At 67.5% G+C, this 15,054-nt stretch carries 15 protein-coding genes; 13 read left to right on the top strand and 2 right to left on the bottom strand.

Features of this window, described 5'->3' with window-relative positions; translation table 11 throughout:
* The first annotated feature begins 1 nt into the window (after window position 1).
* From ACPEES_RS02920 to ACPEES_RS02885, 8 genes are all read left to right on the top strand, one after another.
* Window positions 2-229: a hypothetical protein gene (locus tag ACPEES_RS02920; RefSeq protein WP_435100889.1), complete on the top strand. Its 228-nt coding sequence runs from the start codon at window positions 2-4 to the stop codon at window positions 227-229.
* 66 nt (window positions 230-295) lie between these two features.
* A complete protein-coding gene (locus ACPEES_RS02915) occupies window positions 296-1,483 on the top strand; it encodes an AAA family ATPase (RefSeq protein ID WP_435100887.1) in 1,188 nt (395 codons plus the stop codon).
* A 24-nt stretch (window positions 1,484-1,507) separates the two neighbouring features.
* Window positions 1,508-2,866 (top strand): CpaF family protein, encoded by a 1,359-nt coding sequence (locus ACPEES_RS02910; RefSeq protein ID WP_435100885.1) that lies wholly within the window; start codon window positions 1,508-1,510, stop codon window positions 2,864-2,866.
* Entirely contained in the window at window positions 2,863-3,840 is a 978-nt protein-coding gene (locus ACPEES_RS02905) for a type II secretion system F family protein (RefSeq protein ID WP_435100883.1), read from the top strand. Before ACPEES_RS02910 ends, ACPEES_RS02905 begins: the two co-directional genes overlap by 4 nt.
* An 18-nt stretch (window positions 3,841-3,858) precedes the next feature.
* Window positions 3,859-4,830, top strand: a complete 972-nt coding sequence (locus ACPEES_RS02900) for a type II secretion system F family protein (RefSeq protein WP_435100881.1) — start codon at window positions 3,859-3,861, stop codon at window positions 4,828-4,830.
* Between the two features lie 37 nt (window positions 4,831-4,867).
* A complete protein-coding gene (locus ACPEES_RS02895; protein ID WP_435100879.1) occupies window positions 4,868-5,818 on the top strand; it encodes a tetratricopeptide repeat protein in 951 nt (316 codons plus the stop codon).
* Between the two features lie 41 nt (window positions 5,819-5,859).
* Entirely contained in the window at window positions 5,860-6,306 is a 447-nt protein-coding gene (locus ACPEES_RS02890) for a TadE/TadG family type IV pilus assembly protein (RefSeq protein ID WP_435100875.1), read from the top strand.
* Window positions 6,306-7,604 (top strand): pilus assembly protein TadG-related protein, encoded by a 1,299-nt coding sequence (locus ACPEES_RS02885; RefSeq protein WP_435100873.1) that lies wholly within the window; start codon window positions 6,306-6,308, stop codon window positions 7,602-7,604. The genes ACPEES_RS02890 and ACPEES_RS02885 overlap by 1 nt, the downstream gene beginning before the upstream one ends.
* Before the next feature lie 167 nt (window positions 7,605-7,771).
* Here ACPEES_RS02885 and ACPEES_RS02880 read toward each other — a convergent pair whose 3' ends face one another.
* Together ACPEES_RS02880 and ACPEES_RS02875 are read right to left on the bottom strand one after the other, a co-directional pair.
* The gene (locus ACPEES_RS02880; protein ID WP_435100871.1) at window positions 7,772-8,653 is read right to left on the bottom strand and encodes a helix-turn-helix domain-containing protein; all 882 of its coding nucleotides are present in this window, start codon (window positions 8,651-8,653) and stop codon (window positions 7,772-7,774) included.
* A gap of 151 nt (window positions 8,654-8,804) precedes the next feature.
* The gene (locus ACPEES_RS02875; RefSeq protein WP_435100869.1) at window positions 8,805-9,554 is read right to left on the bottom strand and encodes a DeoR/GlpR family DNA-binding transcription regulator; all 750 of its coding nucleotides are present in this window, start codon (window positions 9,552-9,554) and stop codon (window positions 8,805-8,807) included.
* Window positions 9,555-9,693: 139 nt separating this feature from the next.
* On the opposite strand from ACPEES_RS02875, the gene ACPEES_RS02870 reads away from it, so the two are divergent.
* The 5 genes from ACPEES_RS02870 to ACPEES_RS02850 are packed head-to-tail and all read left to right on the top strand — an operon-like array spanning window position 9,694 to window position 14,989.
* Window positions 9,694-10,674, top strand: coding sequence for an ABC transporter substrate-binding protein (locus ACPEES_RS02870; RefSeq protein WP_435100867.1), 981 nt, complete (start codon window positions 9,694-9,696; stop codon window positions 10,672-10,674).
* Window positions 10,674-12,377 (top strand): ABC transporter permease, encoded by a 1,704-nt coding sequence (locus tag ACPEES_RS02865; RefSeq protein WP_435100865.1) that lies wholly within the window; start codon window positions 10,674-10,676, stop codon window positions 12,375-12,377. Before ACPEES_RS02870 ends, ACPEES_RS02865 begins: the two co-directional genes overlap by 1 nt.
* On the top strand, window positions 12,365-13,396 hold the full coding sequence (locus tag ACPEES_RS02860) for an ABC transporter ATP-binding protein (RefSeq protein WP_435100863.1): 1,032 nt from the start codon (window positions 12,365-12,367) through the stop codon (window positions 13,394-13,396). The genes ACPEES_RS02865 and ACPEES_RS02860 overlap by 13 nt, the downstream gene beginning before the upstream one ends.
* Complete coding sequence (locus ACPEES_RS02855) at window positions 13,393-14,487, top strand: MBL fold metallo-hydrolase (protein WP_435100861.1); 1,095 nt, start codon at window positions 13,393-13,395, stop codon at window positions 14,485-14,487. The genes ACPEES_RS02860 and ACPEES_RS02855 overlap by 4 nt, the downstream gene beginning before the upstream one ends.
* Window positions 14,447-14,989, top strand: coding sequence for a histidine phosphatase family protein (locus ACPEES_RS02850; protein ID WP_435100859.1), 543 nt, complete (start codon window positions 14,447-14,449; stop codon window positions 14,987-14,989). The genes ACPEES_RS02855 and ACPEES_RS02850 overlap by 41 nt, the downstream gene beginning before the upstream one ends.
* The last annotated feature ends 65 nt before the right edge of the window (window positions 14,990-15,054 follow it).

Below are 15,054 nucleotides of genomic sequence, written 5' to 3'. Positions count from 1 at the left end.
CATGCGCTCGATCCGTTCCTTTCTGGTGATGGCCCTGGCGGTGCTCGCTGCCGGGTGTGCGGGCACACAGACCGACGACGCCCGCTTCGGCGATTCGGTCCGGCAGATGATCGAAGACCAGACCTATCAGCCCGGTGATCACGTCCCGCCGACGCGTGGCGACCAGGCCTCCGGCGCGATGAAACGCTACCGCGGCCAGGGTTCGGCGACCGGCGGCGGGATGCAGTGACGCTGACATGAGTAAGGGCCCGCCCATGGGGGGCGGGCCGCTGGGCGACAGAAGGGTGTGTGAGCCATGCGCTATCGACTCAACGTACTACTCGCCGGGCGTGACCCCGAGGAGCTTGCGCATCTGGAGTCGCTGCTGCGGTGTAATTCCGGCGTAGCGCTCCTCGTGCGGCACCTCCTCAACGGCCATGCCGATCCGCTGCGTGAGCGAGCCGAGCTGCCCGATGCGCTCGTCTACATCGCCAGCAGCAACTGGGAAGCGGAGCTCGGGGCGTACATGGAGCGACCGGCCAGTGCGCGGCCACCGCTGCTGGTGGTCGGGCCGCCGGACAACATGGCCATGATGCGAATGGCCATGCGGGCGGGCGCACGGGATTTCCTGGCGCTGCCGGTAACCGCCAATGACCTGAACCGGGTGATCTCGGCGCTGGTGGACGAGCGTCAGGCAGCGAGTGCCGATCAGCAGGGGCGTCTGACCGCGGTGATCAACGCCAAGGGCGGAGCCGGTGCCAGCATGGTGGCGTCCAACCTCGCTCGCCTTCTCGTGGATCCGTTGGAACGCCGCGTGGTGCTGGTGGACCTGGACGTGCAGTTCGGCACCCTGCCGGTGTATTTCAATCTCGAGCCGCGCAACGAGCTGGTACGCGCGCTCGAGGTGGTGGACACCCTCGATACCCTGGCGCTGGAAGGCTACGTCCAGTCTCATGAAAGCGGCCTGGATCTGCTTGCATCGGCACCGGATGACCTGATGATGCCCGGCGACGTCCTCGACGAGCGGGTGGAGCGGCTGCTGGCGGTGCTGGGCGCCGCCTATGACGAAGTGGTCGTGGACCTGCCGCGGTGGATCGCAGGGGCGACGGCCAGCGTGCTCGACCGCGCCGACCGCATCCTGATCGTGCTCGAGCAGAGCGTGACCCACCTGCGCGATGCCAAGCGGATGGTCTCGATTCTCGAGCAGGAGCTCAGCGTCCCCGCCTCGCGTATACGCATCGTGGTCAACCGCTTCGACAAGCACAACGTCGTGGGCCTGCGGGAGGTACGCGAGGCGTTGCCATCCCTGGAGGTCACCACCCTGGCCAACGATTTCCGGCGCGTGACCGAGAGCATCAATCTCGGCAGCCCACTGGCGGACACCGCCCGGCGCGCCGCGCTCACGCGGGATCTCAGACGATTGTCGACGACGCTCGGCCGCGAGCCGGTGCCGGCGCACACGCACAGCGGACTCCGGCGCCTGTGGCCGTGGGCCCGCGGCTAAGCCACTCGGGGGAGGGTGACGACCATGGAATTCAAAGCATCATTCTCGGAGGCCACCGGCGACGAGCGCGGGGCTCACGGGCGCCGTAACGGTAACGGCCACCTGACGCTCACGGAGCAGGACTACAAGCAGCGCGTGTTCCAGCACCTGGTCAAGGTCCTGGACCTGGCGCTCATCGGCAGCCTCAGCGAGCGCGAGGCGCGTGCCCAGATTCAGCGTGCCAGTGAGTCGCTGATGGCCGAGGAGGCGCTGCCGTTCAACGCCAGCGTGCGCCAGCGCATCGTCAAGGAGCTGCAGGACGAGATTCTCGGCCTCGGGCCGCTGGAGCCGCTGCTCGCCGATCCGGGTGTCTCGGACATTCTCGTCAATGGCCCGTCGACGGTTTACGTGGAGCGCAACGGCAAGCTCGAGCTCACGGACGTGCGCTTCGACAGCGAGCGCCACCTGCGCACGATCATCGACCGCATCGTCTCCGGCGTGGGCCGACGCATCGACGAGTCCTCGCCCATGGTGGACGCCAGGCTGTCCGACGGCTCGCGCGTCAACGCGGTGATTCCGCCGCTGGCCATCGACGGCGCCATGCTGGCGATCCGGCGCTTCGCGGTCGACCGGCTCACCGTGGACAACCTCGTCGAGCTCGGCACTATCACCCGCTCCGTTGCCGACGTCCTGCACGCAGTGGTGCGGGCGCGGTTGAACGTGCTCGTCTCCGGCGGCACAGGCGCCGGCAAGACCACCATGCTCAACGTGCTCTCCGGCTTCATTCCGCACAGCGAGCGCATCGTCACCATCGAGGACTCCGCCGAGCTCCAGCTCCAGCAGCCTCACGTGGTGCGCCTGGAGACCCGTCCACCCAACATCGAGGGTCGCGGCGAGGTCGGCGCCCGGGATCTGGTGCGCAACAGTCTGCGCATGCGCCCGGACCGGATCATCGTCGGCGAGGTGCGTGGTGCCGAGGCGCTGGACATGCTCCAGGCCATGAACACCGGCCACGACGGCTCGCTCACCACCATTCACGCCAACATGCCCCGGGACGCGCTAACCCGCATCGAGAGCATGGTGGCGATGAGCGGCGTGAATCTGCCCCAGCGCCCGCTACGGGCGCAGGTCGCCTCGGCCATCGACGTGGTGTTGCAGGTCGAACGCCAGGAGGACGGCCGCCGCCGGCTGGTCAGCGTCCAGGAGATCAACGGCCTGGAAGAAGAAATGATCACCATGTCGGAGATCTTCCGCTTCGACCGGCGCGGGCTCGATGAGTCGGGCAACGTGGTCGGACAGTTCACGGCCACGGGGATCGTTCCCGGGTTCCACGAGCACCTGCGCCGGCGCGGTCTGGATCTGGGGCTGGAAGCGTATCAGCCGGTCGCGGGAGGTGGGCGATGAACTGGGAGATCTCCGACGAGGTGATCGTCATCGGCATGATCGCCATCGCCGTGTTCCTGCTCGTGCAGGCGTTCATGCTGCCCGCCTTCGGCGAGAACCGGCAGGCCCGCAAACGTCTCAAGAGCCGCCTGCGCTCGATGAGCGACGAGGGCGGCACGGGCGTGTCGCTGGTGCGCCAGAAGTACCTCCGCGAGCTTACCTCCGTGGAACGCGCGCTGGAGGCGCTGCCGGGGATGCAACGCCTGGAGCAATTGCTCGAGCAGGCAGGGCGGGAGACACCCGCATACCGGGTCGCCCTGATGGCGATCGCCATCGGTGTGATCACCGGCGCGGCGGTGGTGTTCCTTACCGCCAGCGGCTTGCTCGCTGTCATTGCCGGGGTCGTCGCGCTGACGCTGCCAGTCGGGCGTCTGATAATGGCGCGCGCCCAGCGTCTCGCTCGCTTCGAAGAGCAGTTCCCCGACGCATTGGTGATCATGGCGCGCGCACTGCGTGCCGGGCATCCGTTTACCGGCGCGTTGATGCTCGTGGGCGAGGAGATGCGCGATCCCGTGGGCAAGGAGTTTTCGACCACTTTCACCGAGATCAACTACGGCGGCGACGTGCGCACGGCGCTGGCCGGGCTGCTGGAGCGGGTGCCCAGCGTCACGGTCATGGCCTTCGTGAGCTCGGTGCTCATACAGCGCGAGACCGGCGGCAATCTCGCCGAGCTGCTGGATCAGCTCGCGGATGTCGTGCGCAAGCGCTTCCGCTTCAAACGCAAGCTCCTCACGCTTTCCGCAGAGGGCAAGATGGCCGCCTGGATACTCTCGCTGATGCCTTTCGTGCTGGCGGCCGCGCTATCCGTGGTCAATCCCGATTTCATTCCCATGCTCACCGGTGATCCCACCGGGCGAAAGCTGGTGATCGGGGCTTTCGTGCTGATGATGCTGGGGATTCTCTGGCTCAAGCGCATTGTGCGCATCGACGCGTGAACCCGGGAGGGGCGAACCATGGATGACTATCTCAGCGCATTGTTCGGTCTCGTCGAGGGCGTGTCGGCACGGCCGGAGATGGCCCAGATGGGCTTTGCCATCATGCTCGGTGTGGCGGTGTTCACCCTGATGCTCGCGGGGGTGCTCCTGGTTTCGGGGATTACGAGTCCACTGCGCCGCCGCCTGCAGGCGCTCGCGCCGGGCGGTGACGCGTCGGACGCGACCGCCCGGGGCGGCCCCGGGAAAATGGTCGAGCCCCTGGGCCGTTACCTGGTGCCGAAGGGCCGTGCGCAGCGCGCCCGCGCCCAGGAGCGGCTCCGCCATGCGGGTTTGCGTGGCAATGGTGCGCTCGCCACCTTCTACGGGGCCAAGCTGGCGCTCGCGGTGCTGCTGCCGATCGTCGCGTCGTTGGCCACTGTCACGGCACGCATGCCGGAGACCGCCTCCATGCTTTTCACCGCCGCGGCGGGCATCGCCGGGTTCGTGGCGCCGAGCCTGTGGCTGGATCGCCGCATCAAGCGCCGCACCACGGCGATCGCTCGTGCGCTTCCTGACGCGCTGGATCTGCTGGTGGTCTGCACCGAGGCGGGGCTGGGGTTGGCGGCGGCGATTCAGCGCGTGGCCGACGATCTCGCCGTGAGCCACCCGCTACTGTGCGACGAGCTCACGCTGTTCAACATGCAAACACGTGCCGGAATGGACAATCGCGAGGCCCTGAGGGACCTGGAGGACCGTACCGGCGTCGAGGATGTACGCGCGCTGGTGACGACGCTGCTGCAGAGCATGCGTTTTGGCACCAGCGTGGCCGCCACCCTGCGCATCTACTCCGAGGAGCTGCGGGACAAGCGCACGCAGCGTGCCGAGGAGCGGGCCGCGAAGGTGGGCACGAAGATGCTCTTCCCGCTGGTGCTGTGCATCTTTCCGAGTTTCTTCGTGGTGACTCTGGGTCCGCCGATTATCGGCGCGATGGCTGCGCTCGGTGCGCGTTGACCGGTCGGGGACGACCGAGGGGGTATCGGTGATGGGAATGCTGAATCGAGGCATGAAGGCGGGCTCGGTGCTCGTGCTGAGCCTGACACTGCTCGCGTGCGCGGCGACGCCGCAGAAAAACGACGGCAACGGGGGCGCTTACAGCGCGCTTTATGACGGTGAGTCCACTGCCGCTTTCGGTACCAGCTTTCCGGCGGGTTCCCCCGCCGAGGCCAAGGCTCGGGGCGACGCGGCCGCCAAGGCGGGGGATTGGGACAGGGCCCTTTTCGAGTATATCCGCGGCCTGGAAATGGCCGACGAGCCGTCGCCGGAGGTGCTTTACCGAATCGGTGCCATTCACGACCGTCGGGGCAATGCGAACCTCGCCGAAGCCGCTTATCGCTGGGCGTTGCGGGTCGAGCCCAAGGAGCATTCCGCCCGGATCGCCCTCGGCATCCTGAGGTTGCGTCAGCGCGCCTACGGCGATGCACGGCAGGCATTGGAAACCGCCGTGGACGAAGGGGCACGCTCCTGGCGTGCGCAGAATGCCCTGGGCGTGCTCGCGGACCTGGACAGCCGCTTCGCCGCGGCGAAGAAGCACTACGAGGCCGCCCTCGAAATCAACGCCGGCTCGGCGGTGATTCTCAACAACCTGGGCTACTCCCGGTATCTCGCCGGTGACTGGTCCGGTGCACGGGCGGCACTGGAGCGTGCCCTGGCCGCCGACGCCGAGCACCAGCTCGCGTGGCGGAACCTGGGCCTGGTGCATGTACGCCAGGGCCGCTACGACGAGGCCCTGGCCGCCTTCCGGCATACCCAGCCCAGCGCCGAGGCCTACAACGACATGGGTTACGTCGCCATGCTCGACGGCGATGCCGAGATGGCGGCACGCCTGTTCGACGAGGCCATGAGGGCGTCGCCCACGTTCTACGAGACCGCCAGCGAAAACGCCACACGGGTGCGCGGGCGCATGGACGGTGGTGAAGACGGACGGGAATCGGCGCGTTGACGCCGCGGCTGATGGACAACGAGTGTCCGGGAGGGGGTGACATGAGAACGGGTAATCGGTTTCGGCAAGCGGGCACGGAGCTGGTGGAGTTCGCGATCACCGCGCTGCTGCTGTTCATGCTGCTGTTCGGGATCATCGAGTTCAGCATCGTGTTCTTCGACAAGGCCACGATCACCAACGCCAGCCGGGAGGGGGCGCGTACGGGCATCCTCTTCCGGCAGGATCCGCGGGATCTCGGTGCGGAGAATGCGGCCATCGAAGCGGCGGTGCGGGACTACGCGGAGGCGTATCTCATCTCGCTGGGCGGCCCGGCGAGCCTCAGCGTGCAGATTCAGCGCACCGACCTGGACGGCGACGGGACGTACAACGCCGGTGACGAGCTCAGCGTCACCGTGGACTACCCGTACGACTTCCTGATACTGCCCCAGTTCGCCAGCTCGGTCACGGATATGACCCTGTCGGCGACCGCTGCCATGAGGGCCGAGTGATGGATGCCCGGGGTCGCAACACGCTCCGGCTGCCTGAGGGGGCACCGCCGCGGGCGCAGCAGGGTATCTCCCTGGTGCTGATGGCCCTGTCCGTCGTCATGCTGTTCGGCTTCGCCATGCTCGCGATCGATACCAGCAACCTGTACGTGGCGCGCAACGAGCTGCAGAACGCGGCGGACGGCGGAGCGCTCGCCGGCGCGCGCTGGCTGTACCTGGACGACGGTAGCGCCGTGAATCCCGACGCCAATCAGGTCGCCGCGGACACGGCGGCGTCCAACGACAGCCAGGGTGAGCCGGTGGAAGTCACGCGCGTGCGGCGTGGGCACTGGAGCTTCGCCACACGCACGTTCACGCCGAATCCTTCCCTGGAACCGGTGGAACTGTTCGGCAAGACCGCCGCCGAGCTCGACGCCGATCCGAACTTCATCAATGCCGTCGAAGTGGTGACCGAGCGCAACGCCACACCGGTCGCCGCGTTCTTCGGTTACATCTTCGGGCATTCCGAGTACCAGAGTGCCGCGCGGGCGGTGGCGTACCTCGGCTACGCGGGCGACCTGCGGCCCTTCGACGTGGACCAGCCCATCGCGTTGTGCGAGGAGAAGCTTCTGCAGCCCGACGGGTCCTACGATTGCAGCATTGGCCGGTTCATCTCGAGCTCCTCCAATGACAGCTACAGCGAAACCGGCGGCTGGACGTCCTTCAACCAGGACAACGCCTGCCAGGGCGGTACCAATACCGACGAGATGCGCTCGCTGGTATGCGGCAACGGCAACCCGGAGTCGCTCACCCTCGGCAAGGATATGGCGACACTGGGCGGTCAGTCACAGGCGACCTTCAATGATTTCGAGGCTTGCTGGTCGATGGGAACGGGCGAGACCGAGCTGTGGAACATGACGCTGCCGGTCATTCAGTGTAATGGCGACAATCCGGGGCCCTGTAACCAGTTGGTCGGTGCGGTGAACGTGAACGTCGCGTGGGTGGTGGATCAGGCCAACAACATCGACCGGGATGCGCCCACACAGATGGAATTGCCCGACTGGAATGCCGATGGCCAATCCGACGGCACATGGTCGAACGACGATCCGGACGGCCGCGTACGCTGGGACGACTTCGTCGAAACGTTCAACATTCGCCGGCCGGACGGCGAGATCGCCCGGTGGGATCCCGATCCCCAGGTCAGCGGCTGGCAGAAGAAGACCATCTACTTCCTGCCGGACTGCTCACCCCACGAGCCCACGGGAAACACGGGTGGGGAGAACTTCGGCGTGCTCGCCGAGATTCCGGTGCTGGTGCAGTGAGTCGTCTGAGGTGAGTTGCAAGTCGCAAGCTTCAAGCGGCGAGGTCACGGGTGGCGGCGGCGGTGCCGTTGTCACCCGCGATTCCTTTCAGTGTGTCCGTGGTGGATTGCTTCGGGTGCTCGCCCGGGGGCGACAGATTGACGCTCGCGGTCCGGCCGGCCGCGGTGCTAGTGCTTCGGGTTCCTCATCGGCAACGACAGCACCTGCTCGGGATCGGGAAGCTCGGGAGGCTTGCCATTCGCCGATATCTTCGCCCGCTCGCGATATTCCCGCGGCGGCTCACCTACGTACCGGTGGAAAATCCGGGTGAAGTAGGAAAGGTCCCGGAAGCCGACGTTGTAGCAGACGTCGGTGATGGAGGCCCCCGGGTGCTTGAGCATGTGCATGGCCTCGGCGACACGCCGGCGCAGGAGGTATTCCTGGAAGGTGGTGCCGAAATGCCGTTTGAATGCCCGGCTGAACTGGAACGGGCTCAGGCCGCAGATGCTCGCCACGTCCGCCTGGGCGATCTTCTCGTGCAGGTGGCGGTCGATGAACGACAGTGCGTTCTCCAGGGCGCGTGTCTGGGCCGTCGATGGCGTGTCCGGCGGCCGCACCCGCGCCTCCGCTGGGATTCGGTAGGGCGCCGAAGCGACGCCGCGCTCCTTCCTGCCCGGGGTGCGTGCATCCGCCTGTCGCACTGCCGCGAGCACCTCGACGACCGCGAGAAAGCGGTTGATGTCCACCGGCTCGACGAAGTAATCCCAGACCCGGGTTCGGAAGGCCCAAACGGCGAGTGCCTCGGAATGGGCCTGGGTGATCATCAGGATGGGCACACTGGGAACGCGCTGCTTGGCGTTCTGAAGGTCGGCAAGGCCGGGAAGATCCGGGTAGTCGTACTGAAAGCACGCCGCGACGGGGTTGAGCTCGGACATCATGGGTACGGGGTTGGTGCCGCGGGCGATGGTGTTCACCGTGTAACCGTTCTCCCGCAAGGCGTCGATGTGCTTGCGGTCGTTGTTGTTGCCCAATGCGCGCTCGACAATGAGCACGGCACCCCCAGACTCCATGCTTGTCGCCCCCAGGCCGCCCGACGATCGCAGTGATGACGTACTGTTTTACGGTCAATATAGCTGAAAGCGTGCATGGGTCACGCTCTTCATCGCCTACCGTTTGCGCAGTGCATCACTTTCTGATGAATGGTCGCCGTAATCTTTCGATTCAGCCATGCATGGCCCGTGTGCCGAGGGTCGAGCGCAGTGCCCGGGGCAGCGGCTCGTCGGTGATCACCACGTCGTAGTCCGCCACGGTGCCGGCATTGCAGCTCGCCCGGGTGTCGAACTTGGTGCTGTCGATGAGTACGGCGGTAAGCCGCGCGTTGGCCACCAGTCCTTCCCGCGCCATGACCTCGTCATCGTTGTAGTCGTACAGCCGTCCCCAGCGGTCCATCGCGCCCACCGACACCACGCCGACGTCCACGCGGTAACGCTCGAAGAAACGCCAGGCATCACCGCCGATGATGTCCTGATCACGCTGGCGCACACGCCCGCCGGCCACGGTGAGCTGGCAGCTCGGGTGGTGGCAGAGGTGGCGTACCGCATGCAGGTTGTTGGTCATTATCTGCAGCCCCTCGCGCACCGCGAGCGAGGCGGCGAGCTGTTCCACCGTGGTGCCCGTGCCCAGGAACAGCGACTGATTGTCACCGATGAGCTCCAGGCAGCGCTGGGCGATGCGTCGTTTGCCGGTGGCGTTGACGATCCGCCGCTGATCGTAGGCGACGTTCTCGTAGTCCGGGAACGGCAGGACCTCACCGTGGCGGCGCAGGACCAGGCCCTTGCCCGCGAGCGTGCGGATGTCGGTGCGGATCGTCTGCACGGATACCGCGAACCGCTCGGCGAGCGCGGTAATGGTCTGGCGTCCTTCACAGTTGATCAGGGCGAGCAGGCGGTGCTGTCGATCGATCGAGCTCACGGCGGTCTACCTCCTGGCGAAAGCCGGATGCGGCGAAAGCGAAAATTTTCGGCATCGTAACGAAAGTCATGTGTCACGGCGTTGTAAGCCGGCCGCCGTAGATTGTGCAGCGCACACGCACAACGCCGGAGAGTGATACATGGTTCACCGAATGCTTCGTACGGCCGTTCTGGCAGCGATGATCGGCCTGCCGATGGCGGGCAACGCCGCCGACCCGCTGGTGCTCTACACCAGCCAGCCAACCACCGACGCCCAGCAGACCGTGGACGCGTTCCAGAAGGCGCATCCGGACATCGAGGTGGAGTGGGTCCGTGACGGCACCACAAAACTCATGGGCAAGCTCCGTGCCGAGCTCGAGGCCGGGGTGGTCAAGCCGGACGTACTGCTCATCGCGGATACGGTCAGCATGGAATCGCTCAAGCGTGACGGGCATCTCCAGCCCTACCTCAGCGAGCACCGCGACGCTTACGACAGCAGCCTCTACGAGTCCGGGGGCTACTACTACAGCACCAAGCTCATCACCACGGGGATCGTCTACAACACCCGCGCCGCCGAACGGCCGGCGAGCTGGCAGGATCTCACCGGCGACGCCTACGCTGGCCAGGTGACCATGCCCAGCCCGCTGTACTCCGGGGCCGCGTTGATCCACCTCGCGACGCTGACGGACGCCCCGGCGCTCGGCTGGGATTACTATCGAGCGCTCAGCGCCAACGATGCCAGCGCCCAGGGCGGCAACGGCGGCGTGCTGAAGGCCGTGGCCTCGGGCACCAAGGCCTATGGCGTGGTCGTGGATTTCCTGCCGATACGCGAGTCCGCGAAAGGCGCGCCGGTGGAATTCGTCTTCCCGGAAGAAGGCGTGAGCGCGGTGACCGAGCCGGTGGCGATCATGGCCGGCGCCGAGCATCCGGACGCGGCGCAGGCGTTCGTGGATTTTGTCCTCTCCCGCGAGGGCCAGGCGCTCGTGCGCAGCCAGGGCTATTTGCCGGCCCGCGACGACGTGGCCGCTCCGGAGGGCTTCCCGCCGCGTGAGGAGATCGAGCTCCTGCCTCTCGACGCGGAGCGGGCGTTGGACAACGCCGAGGCGTTCAAGCAGCGCTTCAGCGAGATATTCGGAAGCTGATGGCACGGGTGCTCACTCCGGCCGGCAGCCACTCGCGCTGGCTGCCGGTCGTGTACCTGGTTCCGGTGGCCGTGCTGGCGCTGGCGCCGACGCTGCGGTTGCTGCTGGAAGCGTTCGGCGACCTTCAGCAAGGGGGCGACTCGCCCCTTTGGCGCATGCTCACCGCTGCGGCGACATGGCGGGCGTTGTGGCACAGCGTCTACACCGCGGGTGCGGGTACGGTGATCTCGCTGCTCCTGGGGGGGCTTTTCGCGGTAAGCATCACGCTCACGGACGTGCGCGCCAAGGGTGCGTTCGTCTTCGCCTTCATGCTGCCGATGATGATACCGCCGCAGGTCACGGCGCTCAGCTGGTTGCAGCTCTTCGGTCCGGCCAGCCCGGTGCTCAACACACTGGGGCTGGCGCCGCCGCTCGGCAGTCCGCAGCCGCTGTACTCGGCGAACGGCATCGCGTTGCTGCTCGGCATCCAGCATGCGCCCCTGGTCTTTCTGGCGCTGCGTACGAGTCTGCTCAACCTGCCCGGCGATCTTATCGCCGCGGCGCGCATCAGCGGCGCGTGCCAGCGAGCGGTGTGGCGCGACGTGATCCTGCCGCTGTCCCGAAACGGTCTGGTTGCCGGTGGGGCCATGGCGTTCGTCTCGGCTCTGGGCAACTTCGGCATTCCGGCGATGCTCGGTATCCCCGCCTCCTATTACGTCCTGCCGACGCTGATCTACCAGCGCATGGCCGGGTTCGGGAACCAAATGCTGAGCGAGGTCGCCGCGTTGTCGCTGCTGATCGCCGTGCTCGCCGTCGCGGGTGTGCTCGTCCAGCAAAGTCTCACCGCGGGGAGTGCCAGTACACTGGCCGGCAGCGGCGGCCGGCCACAGCGGTTCCGGCTGGCCGGTGCCAGGCCCTGGGTGGAAGCGTTGCTCGCCGCCGTTCTCGCTCTGATTCTGGTCGCGCCGCTGGCCGCGCTGGTGGTCGGCTCGCTCGTGCCGGCCCTCGGCGTTCCACTCTCCGGTGATACCGCCACACTGGGCGCCTACCGGGAGATGCTCGACCGCCAGGGTGTGACCGCCCGGGCGTTCAGCAACAGCCTGCTGCTCGCTGGCGGCGCCGCGGTCGTACTGATGAGCGGGTGCCTGCCCCTCGCCTATCGCCTGCGTCGCTGCCCCGCCACGGTGCGGGCGGTAGTGACCAGCGTGCTCGAGCTGCCCTACGCGCTGCCGGGCGTGGTGCTCGCCATCGCCTGCATTCTGCTGTTCGCACGGCCGATGCCGGTGGTGGAGGTGTCGCTCTACGGCACGCTCGCACTGATATTCGTCGCCTATCTGGCGCGGTTTCTCACGGTCGCGCTGAAGCCGGTCACGAGCGGCCTGGCCGAGCTGGACGGTTCCCTGGAGGAAGCCGCGCGACTCGCCGGCGCGGGGCCGCTGCGCCGGCTGCTCGACATTGTGCTGCCGCTGGTCGCCCCGGCGGTGTTCGCCGGTGGGCTGCTGGTCTTCCTGATCGCGGTCAACGAGCTGACGGTCTCGGCGCTGCTGTGGAGTGCCGGCAACGAGACGCTGGGTGTGCTCATCTTCAATCTCGACGAGGGCGGCGACAGCGTGCTCGCCTCGGCGGTGGCAGTGCTCGTCGTCGCCATGGTCGCCGTGATGATGCTCGCGCTGAGCCTGCTCGCCCCGCGGCTGCCGAAGGGGGTCATACCGTGGCAGACCTGATGCTCGACAACGTCAGCAAACGCTTCGGCGAGCGCGCGGCGGTGCACGGGCTCTCGCTTTCCATCGGGCGCGGCGAGTTCGTGGCGCTGCTGGGGCCCAGCGGCTGTGGCAAGTCCACGACACTGCGCCTGCTCGCCGGCTTCGAAACGCTCACTGCCGGCGCCATCAGCCTGGGAGGGCGGCGCCTGGCCGATGCTACCCGCCACGAGCCCCCCGAGCGGCGCAACATGGCGATGGTGTTCCAGTCCTACGCGTTGTGGCCGCACATGAGCGTGGCGGACAACGTGGGCTATCCGCTCAAGCTGCGCCGGGTGAAGGGGCCGGACTACCGCGCGCGCGTTCGCCGTGCGCTGGAGACGGTGGAGCTCAGCGAGCTCGCCGAGCGGCGGCCGGAGGCATTGAGCGGCGGTCAGCGTCAGCGCGTCGCCCTGGCGCGTTGCCTGGTCACCGAGCCGGCGGTGGTGCTCCTCGACGAGCCTCTCGCCAACCTGGACCGGCACCTGCGCTCGGCCATGGAGGAGCATTTCCGCGTGTTCCACCAGCGCACCGGCGCCACCATGCTCTACGTGACCCACGACCAGGCGGAGGCGATGTCCCTGGCCGACCGCATCGCCGTCATGCACGACGGTGAGCTGGCGCAATGGACGACACCGCAGGCGCTGTATCGCCAGCCCCGCAGCGAATGGGTCGCACGCTTCATCGGCCAGGGCAGCATTCTCCACCTGCCCGGCGGACAGGCCGGGGAAGTGCTGGGTCGGGAGACGCTCATGCAGCTTGCCGCGACGGAGAAGGCGGGCGTGGCGACGCCGGTCCTGGTCCGTCCGGAGCACGTGCGCCTGGGAACCGATGGCATGACGGCACGCGTGGAGCGCTGCATCTTTCGTGGTGAGCGTTACGAGGTGTCGCTGAGGTTGGTCACCGGGGCGGAATTGTTCGCGTATCATTCGCAAGCGCTGGCTCCGGGAGCCGACGTGGGGGTGGTGCTGGAGCAGGGCTGGGGTCTGGAGCGCGCGGCATGAGCCTGCGTGTTCAGGTGCTGAGCGGTTTTGGCGCCAAGGCGCCCGCGGCGGTGTACGTAAGCCACGCCGGCCGACGGCTGCTGCTGGATGCCGGAGGGCCGATGTACGCCGGTCAGCCCTGCGACTGGTATCGTGACCTGGACGTGGACGCGGTGGTGCTGAGCCACGATCATTTCGACCACGTCGGTGCCGTCGCGAACCTGCCGTTGGATCTGCCGGTCTACTGCACGCCCGTCGTGGCGCGGGCGTTGCCGCCGGGACGTCGCTGGCACGCCCTGCCGTACCGGGGTCGATGCGAGATCGCCGGCGTCGAAGTGACCACCGGGCTGGCCGGCCACTCCCTGGGGGGCGTCTGGATCCATCTCGGGATTGATGGCGGCGTTTTCTACAGCGGCGATGCGTCGCTGGAGTCGTTGCTGTTTCCTTTTGACGTTCCGCCGCCGGCGGCGACGGCACTTTTCGACGCCTCCTACGGGCTGTACGACGGTGCCCAGGCGGACTGCCGGCGGACGCTGGCGCGACGGCTGGATGCGCCGACAGTGTTGCCTGCTCCAGCCTCGGGCCGTGCGCTGGAGTTTGCGTTGTGGTTGCATCGCCTCGGCTCGACGCGGGATCTGACCTATGCCCTCGACGAGACTTGCCGCACGTGGCTCGCCGCGTCGATCGGGCAGCTGGCAACCCTGTGCCGGCCGGCGGCGAGGGCTGCGATGCCCGCGGTGACGGCCGAGTGCACGCGCGAGCCGGCGGAGGTGCTGGTGGTCGCCGACGAGAGCACCCCGGACGCGGTCGACTGGGTGGCCCGTTATCCCGACCGCCAGGTGATCCATACGGGCTATCGGCCACCCGGGATGGGCGACCGCGCGCCTGCAAGCGGCACGGATGGCGTGCGCTGGAACGTGCATCCCCGCGCGCGTGACCTGGTGTATCTGGCGCGGCGCCTCGGTGCACGGCGGGTCGTTCCGTTGTTCGGCGCCATCGAGCCGGTCACGCCATGGCAAACGTTGTTGGGGCCGCGCCTCGCCGCCGAACCCGCGCTGGAGATACCGAACCATGCTGATTCGTCGACCCTTCGCCTTCATGCGCCATGGTGAGACGACGCTGAACCGCGAAGGCCGTGTGGCCGGACGCACGGATTGCCCGTTGACGACGCGTGGCGAGGCGCAGGCCCGCGCCGCGGCGGCATACCTGGCGGGTGAATGGGACGTGGTGGCGACCAGTTGCCTGGTGCGCGCTCGGGAGACGGCGTCGCTGGCCGCGCCGGGCTACCCGCACGTGGCGCTCGCCGGGCTCAATGAACGCGATTGGGGCGAATTCGAGGGTGTGCCCCTTGCCCGGCATCCCGGCTATCTGGATACGCCCGTCGGTGGCGAGAGCTGGATGGCCTTCCGGATACGAGTAGTCGACGCGCTCAATGCGGTGTTGGGGGACTATGGCCGGCCGTTGGTGGTCGCCCACTCGGGCGTGTTCCGGGTCGTGTGCAGCGTTGCGTACGGCAGCCCTGACGGCGAGCGCCTCGGCCATGCCGAGCCGGTCATGATCGAACCCGTGGGCACCGCGGACTGGCGGATTCGCTCACTAACACAGGGGAACTGACGTTTGTCCGAGGATTCCGTGATCGTGGATGTGGACGGCACCCTGGCGGAGTTCTGCCCCGAGCG

It is taken from the genome of Arhodomonas sp. AD133, from assembly GCF_051195215.1.
Lineage (GTDB): Bacteria > Pseudomonadota > Gammaproteobacteria > Nitrococcales > Nitrococcaceae > Arhodomonas.
Note: the sequence above shows the minus strand (reverse complement) of the source record. Positions and strands in the feature narration are given on the sequence as shown.

Coding starts and splice junctions, on each gene's coding strand:
- ACPEES_RS02880 (WP_435100871.1), bottom strand. CDS start 8,653: ATGGAGTCTGGGGGTGCCGTGCTCATTGTCGAGCGCGCATTGGGCAAC.
- ACPEES_RS02910 (WP_435100885.1), top strand. CDS start 1,508: ATGGAATTCAAAGCATCATTCTCGGAGGCCACCGGCGACGAGCGCGGG.
- ACPEES_RS02885 (WP_435100873.1), top strand. CDS start 6,306: ATGGATGCCCGGGGTCGCAACACGCTCCGGCTGCCTGAGGGGGCACCG.
- ACPEES_RS02890 (WP_435100875.1), top strand. CDS start 5,860: ATGAGAACGGGTAATCGGTTTCGGCAAGCGGGCACGGAGCTGGTGGAG.
- ACPEES_RS02900 (WP_435100881.1), top strand. CDS start 3,859: ATGGATGACTATCTCAGCGCATTGTTCGGTCTCGTCGAGGGCGTGTCG.
- ACPEES_RS02895 (WP_435100879.1), top strand. CDS start 4,868: ATGCTGAATCGAGGCATGAAGGCGGGCTCGGTGCTCGTGCTGAGCCTG.
- ACPEES_RS02850 (WP_435100859.1), top strand. CDS start 14,447: ATGCTGATTCGTCGACCCTTCGCCTTCATGCGCCATGGTGAGACGACG.
- ACPEES_RS02865 (WP_435100865.1), top strand. CDS start 10,674: ATGGCACGGGTGCTCACTCCGGCCGGCAGCCACTCGCGCTGGCTGCCG.
- ACPEES_RS02905 (WP_435100883.1), top strand. CDS start 2,863: ATGAACTGGGAGATCTCCGACGAGGTGATCGTCATCGGCATGATCGCC.
- ACPEES_RS02855 (WP_435100861.1), top strand. CDS start 13,393: ATGAGCCTGCGTGTTCAGGTGCTGAGCGGTTTTGGCGCCAAGGCGCCC.
- ACPEES_RS02870 (WP_435100867.1), top strand. CDS start 9,694: ATGGTTCACCGAATGCTTCGTACGGCCGTTCTGGCAGCGATGATCGGC.
- ACPEES_RS02915 (WP_435100887.1), top strand. CDS start 296: ATGCGCTATCGACTCAACGTACTACTCGCCGGGCGTGACCCCGAGGAG.
- ACPEES_RS02920 (WP_435100889.1), top strand. CDS start 2: ATGCGCTCGATCCGTTCCTTTCTGGTGATGGCCCTGGCGGTGCTCGCT.